Raw genomic sequence first — 17,488 nt, 5'->3', positions numbered from 1 at the left:
ATACAAAATAATATTGATTGAAGAAGAGCCTCACAGGGTTAACTGTGGGGCTCTTTATTTTGCTCTGTCTTCTTTTTATACGTATCCAGACATGCCTCGCAGATGCAGGACTTCCTGCGCTGTTCTGCCGGAATGGGGTCAAATACCCCTTCTGGGAACACAGCCCGGTTACACCAGCATTCTGAATGAGGACGACCAGCCGCATAGGAGCAGCCATTGGCCTCACCGCATAAAGGACATACAAGAACTTCTGGAGTGACTTTCTTTGTATCCTGCTCAACAGACATACGAGTCTTCCTTCCCCGATAAATTTCTAACCACGAACGATCGATAGGTTTATTAAAGTATAGCAACTCAACCCATTATATCAATCCTGTGGTTATTCTTCAGGGGGCAATTCAATTTTCAGTCCTTCCACATGCTTGCGACTCATCAGTTTGCGTTTCTTTCGGTTCTCTTTGGACTCCAGCACAATGTCGAGGTCATAGTCACCCGGATATAGTTCATCTGCGGAGATGTGCAGAGTTAGACGTTTCTTATGAATTTTGACTTTACGTCCACGCAGCATGACTCCGATATTTCCGCGACTGTCCTCCACATCACATACGATGCCTGACTGGTTCAGATAAGCTGCATAGACGCGATCCCCTTTTCGGAATGCTTTGGCAGGGGGCGCGGGTTCTAATGTTTCAGGCCGATCAGCAGATTGCTTTCTAGTTCCAGTCTGTACGGACGGGCTGATAGGTTTTATCGTGTTCCTTGCTTCATTCAATTGTTCTTGTTCAACCGTGCTGTTTATTTGCGATGACGTTGAACTTACGTTAGGCACGGATGGAGAGGAGGTGGAAGAGACACTTTGCGAGACACCCTGATCTGAAATGAGCTTGGAGCGCTCAATAATACGCTGTGGCATACCCAATTTCAGTGCAATGGAATAGGCATAGCTGTCCCCGGCTTCTCCGATCCGCAATCGATAAAGAGGTTGAAGAGAGACCGTATCAAATTCCATTCTTGCATTCTCAAATCCAGGCGTGGATGCTGCAAAATGTTTGATTTCCCCAAAATGGGTTGTAGCGATAACGGTAGCTCCACGGCTGTGCAGCTCCTCCAGCATGGCGATCGAGAGTCCCACTCCCTCACCGGGATCGGTACCGGAGGCCATCTCGTCAATAAGCACAAGTGTCGATGAATCGGCTTGCTCCAGGATGCCAATCATGTTGCGAATATGTGCAGAAAAGGTACTGAGTGCTTGCTCCAGGCTCTGTCCATCGCCGATATCAACAGCAATTTCATGATACACGGCCATCTCGCCATCTTCAGCGACAGGCACAAGCAGACCAGATTGCATCATCAATGTGAGCAGACCCAATGTTTTGAGTGCAACCGTTTTGCCACCCGTATTCGGCCCGGTAATGATTAGCGAGGAATAAGTCTGACCAATCGCAAAATCAAGCGGAACCATGGATGCACCCATAAACGGATGGCGGGCATGATGAAGCCGAACACGTCCAATGGCATTGACGCTTACAGTTCGTCCGTCCATGGTCGCTGCATATTTCGCTTTGGCGAACAGGAAATCCAGAATCCCTACCGTTTCCGTATTTAACGAAATTTCACGATTATAAGACTCTGCCAAGGAGGTTAAGTCACCGAGAATTTTCATCTCCTCCCGTGATTCCTCGGCTTGCAGTGAAGACAGCTCCATTTGCAGACCTACTAATTCAGCAGGTTCAATATATACGGTTTGGCCACTTCCTGATTCATCCAGCACACTGCCTTTAACGTGTTTGCGGAATTCTTTCTTAATGGGCAGCACGGTTCTTCCACCACGCTGACTAATCACATTTTCCTGCATGATGGAGCGGTGTTTGCTTATTAGAGAATCCAGCTTGCGCTTCATGCGTTCCTCATTCACCGTCATTTTTTTACGAATACGTATCAGCTCCTTGCTCGCCTGATCCTGAATGCGTCCACTATGGATACAGCGTTCAATCTCGCTGAGCAGGGATTCCATCCATATCATGGATGAAGCGTAGCGACTAACTGTGGGGGCCACTTCGGATTTGCCCTCCATGTATTTCATAAGCTGTGCGCAGCTGCGCAGAAATTGGGCGAGATTGCTGAAATCACGTTCCGTAAATAAATAACCGGTGCCGAGCAGATCCATGATGGTCTCCATGCCATCCAGTGAAGGAATGGGCACACTGGCACCGTAACGAATCAAAGCAGCCGCTTCAGCGGTCTCTTCCAGCCGCATTTGAATCAGAGAAGCGTCCACCATTGGCTTCATGTCTCTTGCGTAACGTTTGCCCAAATAGGATAGGGCACAGGCTGCAACGTTTTTTTGAATTTGGGGATAACCCAGACTGGTTAACGTTTTTTCATTCATGCTTGATCTCTCCTTGGATATAAAATGGAATTTCGGTTAAAGCGATGGGACATATTCCCGGAAAACGCAAAAAGGGCGGAGAATGAACAAACGTCATTCTCCGCCCTTAACGTACGGGAAAGTAGGGCCCGTTATAGGTCTATACAAAAAAATCCACGCTGAACACAGCGCGGAAATAGACCCGGACACGTACAATCCCGGAGGCGATTTATGATATCCGCTGTTCTTAACTAAGTACAGGGTAATGGCGCATCATGAAATACACGTATGCCACAAGGCACAAGTGAATCGAAGGCCAAACTCCTGAATATGAAACTAGTTAGTTAAGAACGCTCACCGACATCAAAATCTCTCCTTTGATTGAGGAATATGCAACCAATATAAACTGGAAATTGCCTTGAAGTCAACCTTCAATAATAAATAGTGGACTTGAATAACAATGGGTTTTAAAATAACAATAGTAAATTAATCCAATGAAAGCGATATTATACATACGTTTTGCATTAGATCGGGTAGTGATTCCGAAATCGTTCTCGATCAAATAACGCAAAATGCACAAAGGAGGATGCTCTTTTTGCCTAAATACCTGCTGCGTTTGCTCTGTTTTACCATGATTCTCGGAGCCCTTCCGGTCATTGTTATTGGTTCAGTCTCCTATTCGATTGCTTCACGTGACATTGAACAGAAGGTCCGGGAGAGTAATTTGCAGATTCTGCATCAGACCCAAATGCGGGTAGAGCAAGTATTGCGCAGCCTGCAATTATCGTCCATCCAATATGTGAATTCTCCACTGGTATTACAAGCGATGAAAAAACCGCTGGACAGCAGCGAATTTCAGGAAATTCGTGATCTGACTTCCGGATTTAATAATCTGCAATCGGTTACTAATATCGATCAGGCCTATCTCGTGAATCTGGATGAAGACTGGGTCGTTTCGATGCGTTCCTTTGGAAAATTGGATGATTTCAGTATTCGGGACCGGATAGGCTCTTATTTGAAATATACAAACAGCCTGTTCTGGGTAACGCAAAATGTGAGTTCAACCAAAGAAAGTGTGCCGGTATCGGCGGGAGTTGGTGAAGCAACGCCAGAACACGCACCTACTCTTATTTCATCCGACAACGTGGTAAGCATGGTATTCAAGATTCCGATGATACCAACGAATGTGAAACCCAAGGGATTTTTGGTTATAGACATAGCCGATACAGAGCTAAGTACATTTCTAAGTCGAAATCCGAATTCAGGGGATATGTACGTCCTTGATCGGGAGCAAAAATATTTTCTCAACGATACAGAACAAGACGGGAAATACGACACGCTAAATCAGGAAATCCATGAAAAGGTACAAACGACAGGACAGTCGGAGGGTTTCTTCAGTGCAGAGGTCGAGGGAAGTCAGGTGGCAGTTAGCTACAGGCAGTCCCCACTCAATGGTTGGTTGTATGTATCCGTTGTATCGCTGAGTCAGATAACCGCCCAATCGCAGAAAATTGCATTGGTTACGGGAGTGGCTACATTAGTCATGTTATGTTTGACGGGATTAGTAGCCATCTACGGCAGTCGCAAGATGTATTCTCCCATTTCCAGACTTCTGCAGTTTACAAAAGGACTGGATTCTCCATTGGCTCCGTCGGGACGCCGTCAGGATGAATTTATATACATCGAAGAGCGATTATCGACCTTGTTCAGCTCGGAAAAGACGATGCGTGAGCAGATGAAGGGCCAGCATGTTCATTTGCAGGAATTTTTTATGACAAAACTGCTTACAGGCAAAATATCGGAAGATGACTTCAGATATCAGGGTCAGTTATACGATTTTCCAACCTCATGGTCCAGACTTGGGCTACTTACACTTCAGATCGATACCCTTGAAGGGACAAGGTATGAGGAGCAGGACCGGGATCTGCTGCTGTTTGCGTTAAACAATATGGTCGGTGAGCTGCTGCCCTCTGATATTCGTTTTGCACCTGTCATGATTGATGACGCCCAGGTTACGGTATTGGCATCCGTGTTGGATGATGAAGTACAGCTAAAAGAGTGGATGCACACTCAAGCGGAATTGATCCGTGAGCGGGTTGTGACCTATCTGAATCTGCCTGTAAGTATCGGTATTAGTCGTTCCTATTCTGCAATAGGTGATTCGCCACGGGCTTACCAGGAGAGTCGTGAGGCTCTGCAAGGCAGGGTAAGTCTGGGCAGCCGTATTATTTTGCATTACGAGGATATTCAGCCGCGAGGTCAGACGGAGGCAGCGTTATATACACAGCTCAGGATGATTGAAGACCAGTTGGCTTCTGCACTCAAGCAAGGGGACGAGGAGAAAACCGATGCGTACTTTAAGCAATACCTCGGTCTGCTTGCAGACAAGAAGCTGCACTTCAGCGAATACCCCGTTATCATGGTTCAACTGTTGTCCCGTGTGTATCAGCTTGTACAGGAGCAGGGTGGGAATGTTGCGGAAGTGTTGGGCGAAAAGGCCTCTATGGCTCGACTACTCAAGTTATCCACATTGGATGAAATGACGAACTGGTTCCGCAAATGTTTATTTCACCCTGTCATTCGATTCTGGCGTGAACAGGAAGAATCTCAATATCTGAATATTGCCCGGCGCATGATTCGGCTGATCGAGGAGCGATATGATCGCGAATTGTCGCTGGAAGCTTGCGCAGAAGAACTGAATTTTCATCCAGTCTATCTGAGCCGTGTGTTCAAGAAGGAGGCTGGTGTGAACTTTACGGAATACCTTGCCGAATACCGGATGGAAAAAGCCAAAACCTGGCTGCAGACGACCAACCTGAAAATATCGGAGATTGCCGAGAAACTCAATTACACCAACCCTACTGCTTTTATCCGTACATTTCGTAAAATTACGGGAACTACCCCCGGAAAATACCGGGAGCAGCAGCGATAAAAGCAACCTGCTCTGCCTGCCATGGCAGGCAGGTTTTTCTTTGTTTCAAGGTCAGCCTTTATTCTGCGTTTGCAGCAGAGTTAAGACAGGAATATCGGAGGTTAAATGTGGTTCATTCAGGGGAGCATTCCAGAATTACAAATGCCTTAAACCCTTGCTGCATAAGGGAAAACAAGAAGCTAAAATGAGACGATAGCCAGTTACCCATTTATCCTCCACAATGAAGACATGAATTCAGGAAGTGATATTTTGTAATCGTTTCCAATGTGGGGAGGAAGACACTATGAAAGCCGAAACGGCGGCTCGGACACGACCCGCTACCCGCAGTGACAAAAACCTGCTGTGGAGGGACATCATCAAAAACCGGTGGCTCTATATTATGTTGATACCGGGCGTGCTTTACTTTGTTATTTTCAAATACATACCCATGTACGGTATTACGATGGCTTTTCAGGATTACACGCCTTACAAGGGCATTCTGGGCAGCGACTGGGTAGGGTTTAAGCACTTCCAGCGTTTCTTCGGGGAACCGCAGTTCTGGACTTTGTTCCGGAATACGTTTTTGCTAGCGATTTATAATATGGTGTTCTTCTTCCCACTGCCAATTGTATTGGCACTCATGATGAATGAAGTTCGCCGTGAACGATTCAAACGCTTTGTACAGACGCTGGTATATGTTCCGCACTTTGTTTCCTGGGTTGTTGTGGTTGGTGTGTTCTACATGCTGTTCACAACCGAGGGCGGCGCTATTAACGAATTACTTTATAACCTGACGGGACAAAAAGTGGCTTTCCTGCTTGAGCCTGGCTGGTTTCGAACGATGATTGTTGGACAATCCATCTGGAAAGAGGTAGGTTGGGGCACGATTATTTTCCTAGCGGCACTCTCCGGTGTAGATACACAGCTCTATGAAGCTGCACGGATGGATGGTGCCAATCGCTGGCGTCAGACATGGCATATTACGTTGCCTGCCATCCGCAGTACAATCATTATTTTGCTCATTCTGCGTCTGGGTAACTTCCTGGATACAGGCTTTGAACAGATCTTCCTGATGCTCACGCCGACGAACCGGGATGTGGGTGAGGTATTTGATACCTACGTCTACACCAAAGGTCTCACACAGGCACAGTACAGTTATAGTGCTGCTGTTGGTTTGTTCAAGTCGGTGGTCGGACTGGCACTTGTACTGGGTGCCAACACGATGGCCAAAAAATTCGGGGAGGAAGGCGTCTACTAACGCTTGGCAGCAGACGTTCTTCACCAGACAGGAGTGAACATTAAGATGCAACAGGATAAAACGTGGGGCAACCGGATCTTTGATATCCTCAATCATGGTTTTCTACTTTTGATCGGAATCGTGACCGTTATCCCGTTCATTTATATTTTGGCCGTCTCGTTTACGAGTCCGCATGAAGTGGCCAAGGGAGGATTCATTCTTTTTCCAAAAGAATTCTCCCTCGCCGCTTACCGTTACATCTTCTCTACAGACACATTGATTCGCAGTCTGGGTGTATCCATTTATATCACTGTAATCGGAACACTGCTTAACCTGTTGTTCACTTCGCTTATGGCGTATCCGCTTTCCAGAAGATACTTGCGTGGACGCCAGCCGATCTTGCTGGGTGTACTGTTCACCATGCTGTTCAGCGGTGGGATGATTCCAACCTACTTTGTCGTAAAATCATTGCACCTGACGGATACATTATGGTCTTTGATGCTGCCTACCGCGATTAGTGCGTTCAACCTGATCGTACTTAAGAACTTCTTCCAAGCCATTCCGGATGAACTGGAGGATGCCGCCAAAATCGATGGATGTAACGATGTGGGCGTATTGTTCCGTATTGTTTTGCCTTTGTCGATGCCAGCAATGGCTACATTCTCTCTCTTTTACGCGGTGGCTCATTGGAACAGCTTCTTCAACGCTGTCATTTATATCAACGATAGTGAAAAGTGGCCCGTACAAGTGTGGCTGCGTGAGATTGTCATCCTGGCTCAGAGCCGGATCGGGGATACCAGTATCGAAGAGACCGAGATTCAGCCGCTCACCATACGCATGGCCGTTATCGTGTTCTCCACGATTCCAATCATGCTGGTGTATCCATTCCTGCAAAAACACTTTGCCAAAGGAGTGATGCTGGGATCGGTAAAAGGTTGAAATTGCGCATGGTTGTACATCAAAACGGGTTCATGACTGTATAAAAAAGGGGAGGTTTTCGTTTAATGAAAGCAACAAAAAAGAAAGCCGTAGCTGTCTTGAGCACACTGGCATTGGTAACAGGCCTGCTGGCAGGATGCGGATCGGATGAAGGTCAGGATGCCGAGGGCGGCGTGCAGAATGTGTCCATTGCAATAGCACAGGTGGGCGACGTACCGAGCAAAGGCAATGAGGTCCAGCAAAAGATTGAGACGTATACGAACACCAAACTAGACATTCAGTGGATTCCGGCTTCGGCTTATAATGACAAAATCAATGTCATGATTGCATCCAGCGATATGCCCAAAATTGTGAAAGTGCAGTATAACCCAACCGTAACGAGTGCGATGCGTAACGATGTATTCTGGGAAGTTGGACCTTTGTTGAAGGATTATAAAAATCTGTCTGCACAGAACGAGCGTTTCTTTGACAATATCAAGGTGGAAGGCAAAATCTACGGGGTACCCGTATTCTCTGATATTGCCCGTGCAACGGTGATTTACCGTAAAGACTGGTTTGATAAGCTGAATCTCAAGGTACCAACGACACCGGATGAATGGTATGAAACGATCAAGACGCTGGCGACCTCCGATTTGGATGGAGACGGTCAGGATAATACGTTTGGACTCATGCTTTTCAAAAAGTATAACGAGGATCAATATTCCTTCACTACACGTCTTGGCGTAAGTTTTGGTGCACCAAACAAGTGGAAGGTAGAAGATGACGGCAGTTTTACGCCGGAATTCATGACACCGGAATATATGCAGGTGCTGGATTTGCTGAAACGTTTGTATAGCGAGAAACTGCTGAATCAGGACTTTGCCGTATTTGACTCCACAGAAGCGGAGAAGAAATATGATACAGGTGTTGTCGGCATGCGTATCGGTGTCGCCCAGAACGGGAAGAGCCAGCAAGAGCGTCTTTCTAAGAATGACCCGGATGGCGTAGTAGACATTGCAGGTTTGCTTGGTGTGAATGGCGACCGTGTGGCGGGGCAGACGGGTAACTCCGGTATTCTGGCCTTCCCGAAAGCGACGGTGAAATCGGAAGAAGAGCTGAAAAACCTGTTGTCTTTCCTGGATAAATTGATGGACCCGGAGATGGCAACGCTGCTGATGCGTGGTATTGAAGACAAACATTATAAGAAGGCTGGCGAGGACCAGGTGGAGATGAGCGACTTCGATGCGTTCCAGCGTGAAGTGAAGCCATATCGTGATAACTTGCCTTACGTAGAAGGTTACAACGTACCGAAATTGAAAGATACCGAACTCGGTGAAAAGGGTACGGAACTTGCCAAAGAACTGGCGGAACATGCTGTGCCAAACCCTGCATTAACCTTGTATTCGTCTACTTATGGCGATCGTGGGGCAGATCTGGATCAGATGATTGCAGATGCGCAGACCAAATATATTATGGGCAAAATCGATGAAAATGGCTGGAAACAGGAGATCGAGAATTGGGGCAATGCGGGCGGTACCAAAATTCGTGAGGAATATGCCGAAGACTACAAAAAACAGGCTAAATAAAAAGCCGGAAGCGGAGGAACATCATGAAAGAAACCCTGCAATTCACACCGGTACGGATGGCTGAACAGTTCATGGGAAGTTATCGCAATCATGAGTTGTACCCTACCTGGCATTATGAAAATGGTTGTCTACTGAAAGCGCTGGAAGAGCTGTACACCCATACCGGAGAACAGAAATATTTCGATTACATTCATGAACTGATGGATAACTTCATTCAGGAAGATGGCTCGATTCGTTCCTATGCGGTTGAGGAATATAACCTGGACCAGATTAACCAGGGGAAATCGCTGTTCCTATTGCTGGACAAAACGGGCGAAGAAAAGTACCGTAAAGCCGCGGATTTGCTCATGGTACAGCTTAAGGGACAGCCTCGTACGAGTGAAGGCGGATTCTGGCACAAGAAGGTCTACCCGTTTCAGATGTGGCTGGATGGGCTGTATATGGCCACGCCGTTCCAGACGCAATATGGTGCGGTTACTGGTGAGGAGAAGTGGTTTGACAAGGCGGCATTACAGCTACTGCTGGTGGAGAAACGTACACGTGATCCACGCAGCGGTCTACTGTACCATGCCTGGGATGAGAGCAGGGAACAGCGCTGGAGCTCGGGAGAAACCGGATGCTCTCCGCATGTATGGAGCCGGGCGATGGGCTGGTATGTGATGGCGGTAGTGGATACATTGGATCATCTGCCTGTAGATCATGAGCAGCGGGGTCAGATTGTGGGGATTTTCGAACGTGTAGCGAATGCACTTGTACATGTACAGGACCAACAGTCCGGGTTATGGCCTCATTTGCTCGATCAGCCGGGGCGTGAGCGTAATTATTTGGAGGCTTCGGGAACCTCAATGTTTGTGTATGCACTTGCGAAGGGCGTACGTAAGGGTTATCTGAGTGGCAAGTTTAAAGCTATCGCAAAAAAGGGGTATCAGGGTCTGCTGCTGCATCTGCTGCAAACGGACCGTGAAGGTGTATTGTCCCTGACGCAGTGTAACGGTGGGGCAGGTCTGGGCGGTACCCCGTATCGTGACGGGTCGTACGAGTATTATGTAACTGAATCCATTCGGATTAATGATCCGAAATCGGTTGCTCCATTTATTTTGGCAGGAGTGGAGATAGAACTGGCGACACGCTAGTTCTTTTCTTCAGACTTATTTATGATAGCGCATTCATGGGGCGTTTTGCATCAATCCAAGGAGCGACTTCAAATCAGCACAATATAGGTCGGAACGGTTCAGTCCGTCTATATTGTGTACCCGTAGCGATTTAATCAAATGAGGCAAAATGTGAACAATTTGGTTAACCAAAGGAGAGATGGTTCATGAGTCCAAAAGGTCGGATGTCCCGTTTAGGCGGATTGGTCGTGGTTGGTGCAATGTCCGCCGGGCTGCTTGCAGGCTGTGGGGGAGAAAAAGCGCCTGCGGCAGGGGAAGGCAAGCTTCCCATTTCGATTTCTTTGATGCAGGTTGGTGATGTGCCGGCCAAGGAGAATGGGATTGAACAAAAGATTGAGGAATATACGAATACGGATGTCAGTGTACAGTGGATTCCGCAGTCTGCTTTTGATGATAAAGTGAATGTCATGGTAGCTTCGGGCGAGATGCCGACCATCATGCGTGTGAATTATGTACCCACAACATTTAACGCAGCCAAAACGGGGCTGTTCTGGGAAATTGGACCCTATCTGAAGGATTATAAGAACCTGTCTGCCCAATCCGAGGCATATTTTGACAATATCAAGATCGAAGGAAAGGTCTACGGGGTACCCAACTTCCGCGATATTGGGCGTACAGCCATGGTGTACCGCAAGGACTGGTTTGACAAACTGAAGCTGGATGTACCAAAAACGCTGGATGACTGGTACGAAGTGATGCGCTCCATTCGCAAGGATGATCCTGATGGTAACGGCAAGGAAGATACGTATGGAACAGTATTGTTCAAAAAGTACAACGAAGGTGTATCCTCTCCGCTGACACGGATCGCCGTAAGTATTGGTGGGGTGAACAAGTGGGGTGTGGACGATGCGGGTAAACTTACCCCTGAATTCCTCACCACAGAATATGTGGACACGATGAAGCTGTTCAAGCGTCTGTTCAGTGAGGGATTGATCAACAGTGACTTCCCAGCGCTGGACCCTTCTGATGCGGACAAAAAAATCGACTCGGGTCTTGTAGCTATGAAGCTGAACGGTGTTGCTCAGAACGGAAAGTCGTTTCAACAGCGGCTGACACCAAACGTGCCTGATGGCGAGATTGATGTGGCTCCGTTCCAAGGACCGGATGGCATTCGAATTGCCGGGGAACCAGGGAACTATGGCATGCTTGTCATTCCCAAAGCTTCCGTACCGGACGAAGAACAGTTAAAACAGGTGCTGACGTTCCTGGATCAACTGATGGACGAACCACTGAGTACGCTTCAGCTGCGTGGTCTGGAAGACGTGCACTATACGAAGACTTCGGATGGCAAAACCGAGTTCAAGGACTTCGACGGGTATCAGCGTGAAGTGAAGCCTTATCGTGACAATCTGTTAAGCATTGAAGGTTATAACGTGCCTGAGCTTGTCGATGTACCGATCGGTATGAAGGGCACGAAGATGGCACGTGAGAATGAGAAGTATGCCATTCCAAATCCGGCGCTGACCTTGTCTTCTGCCATCTATACTGAGCGCGGCCAGGAGCTGGACCAGATGATCTGGGATGCACAGACCAAATACATTATGGGCAAAATCGATGATGCTGGATGGGAGCAGGAAGTGGCGAACTGGAGAAAATCCGGTGGCGAACAGCTCATTTCCGAATTTGAAGCGTCTTATGCCCAGCTAAACGGGAAGTAATTTGAAGAACAAGCTGTGTTTTGCGTGAAATGACGTGAAGCATGGCTTGTTTTTTATGTTCTTTTTCATCCCCGAGATTATGGTTAGGTGACAGAAGGGGTATAAAAGGTAAGGAGCATTTGTTCACATTCATTTTATTGCTCATCGAGAGGGGAATATACAGCATGATTGATGACCATCACAAGTTAGACGTATTAAACGTATTAGATACATACCAAGGAAGAGATCTGGGTGTCACGATGGAACCACAAGCCTGTGGTTTCAAAGTGTGGACTCCTGCCGCAAAGCAGGTGGATGTGCTGATTTACCCGCCTTCAACAGGGGGAAGTCCCAATGAACAGAAGAATCAGGACGAACAGAAAGAAATACCAATGAACAAACAGGATCAGGGCATCTGGTCCCTAAAGCTCGAAGGTGAGTGGAGCGGTTATCGTTATATGTACAGAGCCACCTTTGAGGACGGACGGCAGGAGATAGCGGTTGACCCCTATGCACGGGCTGTGACCATGAATGGAGAAATGGGAGTCATCGTCAGGCTGGAACAGACCCACCCGAATGGCTGGAATGAGGATATTCGTCCAAAACTGGCGAGCCCGGTAGATGCGGTCTTATATGAGCTGCATGTGCGCGATTTCTCGATCCATGAGTCATCCGGCATGAGGCATAAAGGAAAGTATCTTGCTTTTACCGAGACAGGTTTGCACGATTCAAACGGGAATACACTGGGGATCGATCATTTGGCTGAGCTGGGAATTACTCATGTACATCTGCTACCGGTTTTTGATTTTGCGACAGTGGACGAATCGAAGGAAGATGACGGGACTTCCGATTGCTCACGTTATAACTGGGGCTATGATCCGCTCCACTACAACGTTCCAGAAGGTTCTTATGCATCCCGTGCAGATGAGCCGGAGACAAGAATTCGAGAGTTCAAATCGATGGTACTCGCCCTTCATGAGAAGGGGATCGGAGTCATTATGGATGTGGTGTACAATCATACGTTTGATACGGCAGCCAGTTCATTTGAGAAGCTTGTTCCAGGATATTACTACCGTCAGAATCCGGATGGCACGTACAGCAATGGATCTGGTACAGGCAATGAAGTGGCTACGGAGCGCCCGATGGTGCGTAAGTTCATTATCGACTCCGTACGATACTGGGCAGAGGAATACCATGTGGACGGGTTTCGTTTTGACCTGATGGGTCTGATCGACACGACAACAATGAAAGAGCTCGCAGCAGAACTGCATGCCGAGGTTTCTCCATCCATTCTCTTATACGGTGAACCCTGGGGAGCGTTGGAATCACCCCTTGGGGATCAAATGACACTTAAGGGAGCACAGCGTAAAGCCGGATTTGCTGTATTTAACGATAACCTCCGTGGAACGATCAAAGGCGATAGTGATGGAACGGGAACCGGATTTGCTACTGGAGCGGAGGGAAAGGAAGATGATATATGGACAGGCGTACGGGGAGCCATTACTGATTTTACGGATAACCCATCTGAAACAATTAATTATGTAACCGTACATGATAATCTCAACCTGTGGGACAAAGTCGCCCAGACACAAGGATTGCACGATACACTGGGATTTATCACATATAGTGAGGATGGTCGTGTGAAAGGCAGCGCCAACGTGGAAGAGGCTGTACAGCAGGCGAAGCCGTATTTGCACGTTGACCCGGATCGTATACTGGAGAACGAAACGGTCCGGCGTTGTCTACTTGCTAATGGCATCGTATTGACTTCCCAGGGGGTTCCTTTGCTTGCGGCTGGAGATGAATTTCTGCGAAGTAAATATGGTGATGCCAACAGTCATGAGAGTGGGGATTCAGTCAATGCCATTCGGTGGGAGCAAAAGCAGCAGTTTAAACCTGTTCATGATTATTATCGTGGTCTGATCCGTCTTCGGCGCGAGCATCCTGCTTTTCGTCTTCGCACCCGGGAAGAGATTGAGCACCATGTTCGATTGCTTGAAAAAGGAAAAGGGCTGTTGGCCTATGAACTGGCAGGAACGGCTGTCGGAGATTCATGGGGACGGATAATCGTTATATATAATGCTTCCAAAGAAATCCGTACAACCTCCGTTCCTTCAGGTACATGGAATGTGGTCGTAGAGCAGGGGCAGGCTGGTACCGAGACGCTGCGTACGGCCAAGGACGGTCAGGTCAGCATTCCCGCTATATCCATGACAGTTATGTATTCAGGTGAATGAACGTTATTGCACCCTTTCTCCATTGTGGGACGAGGGTGTTTTGTTTTCTCCCGTCTTTTTTTCATCAGGACAGGTACAAATGCTGTCAATCTATGGCGCTTGTTTACATATGCTGTATCTTGAAAGCGATTGCTATGTAGATTTGCATCACATTCAATATGCTAATTGAAAGCCTCTGCTCAACCGATATGTTGAGTACAGACAACCCCGGGTTGACAAATGACGTCTCGCTCCGTAACATCGGGACAACACGAAATCAATGGATATAAAGGCGGTGGGAACGATGCCGGAATGGACATCTTTTCGTTATGAAGGCAACGATCTTGGCTTAACATATACGCGTACAGCAAGCACATTTAAGCTGTGGGCACCTACAGCTCAGCAGGTTTCTATACTCATTTTTGATGATGAGGGACATTATGATGAAAGTGGTAAAGTAACCGAACATGATGACGGACAGCAACGGTCGATGACCCGTGACCCGGATGGAATATGGAGTGTGCAGCTTGAAGGGGATTGGGCCGGACATTATTATATGTATTACATTACGCATGATGATCAGCATATTGCAGTGGCACCCGATCCTTACGCTCGTGCTGTATCGGCGAACGGACAGCGAACAGCCATAATTGATCTGGATACAACCAATCCTGTGGACTGGGAAGAGGATGTGAAGCCCGTATTTCTACGTCCGGCAGATGCAGTTCTATATGAATTACATGTGCGTGACTTCTCCTCCGACCCCCATGCCGATATTCCGTATAAGGGCAAATATTTGGCATTTACAGCTTCCGGGTTGACGGACAGAGGCGGCAACTCCATCGGAGTAGATCATCTTGTCGAACTCGGCATCACGCATGTGCATCTTCTGCCTGTAGCGGATTATCAGACGGTGGATGAATTGGCATCGACAACGGACGCCGGTTCGAATGCCAAATTGCCATACAACTGGGGGTATGATCCGCAGCACTATAACGTGCCGGAGGGTTCCTATGCCACCAATCCACGTGATCCTGCGGTTCGAATTCGGGAGTTCAAGGCTCTCATTCATTCCTTGCACCGACAAGGCATTCGTGTCGTGCTTGATGTGGTTTATAACCATACGTACAGCGTGGATGATGGACCTTTTGAACGAATTGTACCAAGTTATTATTATCGTTACCGTGAGGACGGCACATTGAGCAATGGCTCGGGTGTAGGCAATGAACTGGCTACGGAGCGCCCCATGGTACGAAAATATATTTTGGACTCTCTCCTGTATTGGGCAGAGGAATATCATGTGGACGGGTTTCGATTCGACCTCATGGGTCTGATTGATACAGACACGATGAACGAAGTGACCCGTGAGCTGAGAGAACAGATTGATTCGGCTTTTCTGATCTACGGGGAGCCGTGGACAGGCGGAGATTCACCTCTGGATCGGAAAACGTTAAAAGGAACACAACGCGGTCAGGGATTTGCTGTATTTAACGATCATTTCCGCAGTGCCATCAAAGGGGATAGTGATGGTATCGGCAAAGGTTTTGTTACCGGAGCAGACGGTAGGGAGTACGAAATTGCCATGGGTGTAGCAGGAGCGCTGGATGATTTTACATCTTCACCAGTGGAATCCGTCAATTATGTGACGGCACATGATAATCTCAACCTGTGGGACAAAATCGCAACAACGATGTACCTCAGGCATGATCTCGGTTACCCGGTATGGAGAGACGGGCAGCCCGTAGAAGGAGGCAGTGCGGAATCGGCGGTTAAAGCGGCGGACCCTTATCGTTATGTCGATGCGGATGATGTACTTGATCATGAGATGGTCCGTCGTTCCTTGCTCTCAACAGGGGTTCTACTTACCTCACAGGGGATTCCATTTCTTCATGCAGGAGATGAGATGCTGAGATCCAAAGCAGGAGATCACAATAGTTATCGCAGCGGGGACGCCGTGAATACGATCACTTGGGCTAACAAAGCTCGATTCAGACCTGTTTTTGACTATTATCGGGGCCTGATTCATCTACGCCGCACACATCCGGCTTTTCGCATGATTAACGCCGAGCAGGTAAGGAATCATCTTCGCATGATGCGAGCAGAAGGAAATGTGGTTGCATTTACACTGGATCACGGAGCGAATCAGGATACCTGGAATCAGATCGTGGTGATCTACAACGGAACAGGTCAGCAGCAGCAAGTGAGTCTGCCGGAGGGTGACTGGCATATCGTGGTGAATGATCACCAGGCAGGTACAGATCTCATTGAGACGGTGAGCGGAACCGCAATGGTAGAACGATGGTCACTGATGGTAATGTACGACACGGAGTATGCTGGCGGTGCTGAACCCGCTGTGATTGAGATTCATTCGCCGCGTCTTGTGTACAGTGTCGGAGAGATTGCCGGTTTGCGAGCATCGGTCAGAGACCATTTTGGTAATGTGGTGGAGAACGCATCTGTGACCTGGGGCTCTTCGAACCCACAGATTATTGCGATTCAATCCGATGGGACAATTCATACGGGGGAGACCGGAGAAGCCACGATTAGCGTCCAATGTGGCACGATTACCACAGAGTGTACGCTGCAGGTTGATCATCTCCATCCGGAACGAATTGAAATTATCGGGGAATCCGTGATGTACACAACACGTGTCAGTCGATTCCGCGCCTTGGTTCTGGATCAATTCGGCCAGCCTTTGCAAGGTATGAATATACGGTGGAGCTCATCTCATCTGGATCATGCAGCTGTTAGTACAGCAGGCATTGTGCGTGCTTTAACACCAGGATCTACCCAGATTATCGCGGAGGCTGGAGGAATTCAGGCATCGCTGAATATCAAAATCCACAAACCAATATCGCGAATCGTGACTCTCCGATATGAACGGGAAGATCAGCATTATGAGGGATGGGATGTCTGGGTATGGGGCACAGGCATGGAGGATGGAGCGGTCTCCTTTGAGCGAGTAGGCAATGCAGCAGAAGCCCGTTTTCGGGTGGCTGCAGGACTGCATCATCTGGGCTTAATCATTCGGCTGAATGAATGGGAAGCCAAAGATACCTGCGGAGATCGTTATGTTGATATCGGTCCTGAAGACGGAGATGTGCACATTATCGTTCAGAGTGGGTCGGATCAGATGCAGGTTATCCGTGAAAGTGATGTAGAGGATGATCGTAACAGCGCTTAGCTGGCCAGGTTATAACTTCATACAAATGGTTGAAAAATATAGGCTTAACAAGCGGTCGGAAGGTATTCCGGCTGCTTTTTTGTTCATCAGAAAGAACCATTTTCACCCGAAAAATAAAAAAAACTGTACATGTTAGTGTTTGAGATGGTCTTTCATTGGGGTAAATATAGATATGGCCCCAGATTCGGCCACGCACGAAAAGGCCATTCTGGTCTAAGAGAGAAGCTTATCGCTTCCTAACAAATATAAAGTAAGGATC

At 47.8% G+C, this 17,488-nt stretch carries 10 protein-coding genes; 8 read left to right on the top strand and 2 right to left on the bottom strand.

Features of this window, described 5'->3' with window-relative positions; genetic code table 11:
* Window positions 1–38: 38 nt before the first annotated feature.
* Both AC4PM4_RS14515 and AC4PM4_RS14510 read right to left on the bottom strand, forming a co-directional pair.
* The gene (locus tag AC4PM4_RS14515) at window positions 39–287 is read right to left on the bottom strand and encodes a cysteine-rich CWC family protein (protein ID WP_079697440.1); all 249 of its coding nucleotides are present in this window, start codon (window positions 285–287) and stop codon (window positions 39–41) included.
* Between the two features lie 92 nt (window positions 288–379).
* Entirely contained in the window at window positions 380–2,389 is a 2,010-nt protein-coding gene (locus tag AC4PM4_RS14510) for an endonuclease MutS2 (protein ID WP_491613917.1), read from the bottom strand.
* A 574-nt stretch (window positions 2,390–2,963) separates the two neighbouring features.
* Between AC4PM4_RS14510 and AC4PM4_RS14505 the strand changes: the two genes are divergently transcribed.
* From AC4PM4_RS14505 to pulA (AC4PM4_RS14470), 8 genes are all read left to right on the top strand, one after another.
* Complete coding sequence (locus tag AC4PM4_RS14505) at window positions 2,964–5,300, top strand: helix-turn-helix domain-containing protein (protein WP_400346168.1); 2,337 nt, start codon at window positions 2,964–2,966, stop codon at window positions 5,298–5,300.
* Between the two features lie 283 nt (window positions 5,301–5,583).
* The gene (locus tag AC4PM4_RS14500; RefSeq protein ID WP_063566889.1) at window positions 5,584–6,537 is read left to right on the top strand and encodes an ABC transporter permease; all 954 of its coding nucleotides are present in this window, start codon (window positions 5,584–5,586) and stop codon (window positions 6,535–6,537) included.
* A gap of 45 nt (window positions 6,538–6,582) precedes the next feature.
* A complete protein-coding gene (locus tag AC4PM4_RS14495) occupies window positions 6,583–7,455 on the top strand; it encodes a carbohydrate ABC transporter permease (RefSeq protein ID WP_024633116.1) in 873 nt (290 codons plus the stop codon).
* Window positions 7,456–7,520: 65 nt separating this feature from the next.
* Entirely contained in the window at window positions 7,521–9,020 is a 1,500-nt protein-coding gene (locus AC4PM4_RS14490; RefSeq protein WP_491613916.1) for an extracellular solute-binding protein, read from the top strand.
* 23 nt (window positions 9,021–9,043) lie between these two features.
* Window positions 9,044–10,153: a glycoside hydrolase family 88/105 protein gene (locus tag AC4PM4_RS14485; RefSeq protein ID WP_491613915.1), complete on the top strand. Its 1,110-nt coding sequence runs from the start codon at window positions 9,044–9,046 to the stop codon at window positions 10,151–10,153.
* A gap of 185 nt (window positions 10,154–10,338) precedes the next feature.
* Entirely contained in the window at window positions 10,339–11,850 is a 1,512-nt protein-coding gene (locus AC4PM4_RS14480; protein WP_491613914.1) for an extracellular solute-binding protein, read from the top strand.
* 164 nt (window positions 11,851–12,014) lie between these two features.
* A complete protein-coding gene (gene pulA, locus AC4PM4_RS14475) occupies window positions 12,015–14,066 on the top strand; it encodes a type I pullulanase (protein WP_491613913.1) in 2,052 nt (683 codons plus the stop codon).
* Window positions 14,067–14,349: 283 nt separating this feature from the next.
* Window positions 14,350–17,229, top strand: coding sequence for a type I pullulanase (pulA, locus tag AC4PM4_RS14470; protein ID WP_491613912.1), 2,880 nt, complete (start codon window positions 14,350–14,352; stop codon window positions 17,227–17,229).
* Window positions 17,230–17,488: the final 259 nt, after the last annotated feature.

The sequence above is a fragment of the Paenibacillus sp. MDV22-iso6 genome, from assembly GCF_058408365.1.
The sequence above is the reverse complement of the archived record's forward strand: the minus strand, read 5'-3'. Positions and strand labels throughout refer to the sequence as shown.

Bases quoted from the DNA above. Each gene is read 5' to 3' on its own strand.
- AC4PM4_RS14515 (WP_079697440.1), bottom strand. From the start codon at position 287: ATGTCTGTTGAGCAGGATACAAAGAAAGTCACTCCAGAAGTTCTTGTA.
- AC4PM4_RS14510 (WP_491613917.1), bottom strand. From the start codon at position 2,389: ATGAATGAAAAAACGTTAACCAGTCTGGGTTATCCCCAAATTCAAAAA.
- AC4PM4_RS14500 (WP_063566889.1), top strand. From the start codon at position 5,584: ATGAAAGCCGAAACGGCGGCTCGGACACGACCCGCTACCCGCAGTGAC.
- AC4PM4_RS14495 (WP_024633116.1), top strand. From the start codon at position 6,583: ATGCAACAGGATAAAACGTGGGGCAACCGGATCTTTGATATCCTCAAT.
- AC4PM4_RS14490 (WP_491613916.1), top strand. From the start codon at position 7,521: ATGAAAGCAACAAAAAAGAAAGCCGTAGCTGTCTTGAGCACACTGGCA.
- AC4PM4_RS14485 (WP_491613915.1), top strand. From the start codon at position 9,044: ATGAAAGAAACCCTGCAATTCACACCGGTACGGATGGCTGAACAGTTC.
- AC4PM4_RS14480 (WP_491613914.1), top strand. From the start codon at position 10,339: ATGAGTCCAAAAGGTCGGATGTCCCGTTTAGGCGGATTGGTCGTGGTT.
- pulA (WP_491613913.1), top strand. From the start codon at position 12,015: ATGATTGATGACCATCACAAGTTAGACGTATTAAACGTATTAGATACA.
- pulA (WP_491613912.1), top strand. From the start codon at position 14,350: ATGCCGGAATGGACATCTTTTCGTTATGAAGGCAACGATCTTGGCTTA.